Genomic DNA, 302 nt, shown 5'->3' on the forward strand with positions numbered 1-302 from the left:
AAAAAACGGTAGGCCGCGCACGTCTCGCTCCAGCTATCGCACGCCTCAGGGATACTGGCCTTCGGTTTGGCCGCAAGTCGTTCTATCAATTTCTTCGCCCTTCTGTTGAGGCGGGCGTCGCCAAGATTCAGCCCCGCAAACTCCTGCTCGATCCACTGCTTTGCTGCCTCTGCCACGCGCTTGCCCAAAGCGCGAAAGTAAACGCGATTTCGACAAAGTTTACAAGCGAAGTTCGCGAGTCATTGAAGGTAAACGCTTCATTGGGGGCCGCCGTCGGCGCCGAGATGTGTATAACGCTATGG

Annotated in this window: 1 protein-coding gene; it reads right to left on the reverse strand. The window is 56.3% G+C overall.

Annotation, left to right across the window (positions count from 1 at the left end):
- Positions 1 to 176: IS4/Tn5 family transposase DNA-binding protein (locus tag AC1DQ3_RS36910; RefSeq protein WP_477125013.1), on the reverse strand; the 176-nt coding region annotated here is incomplete at its 3' end.
- Between the last annotated feature and the right edge of the window lie 126 nt (positions 177 to 302).

The organism is Cupriavidus sp. 01T418, assembly GCF_056398885.1.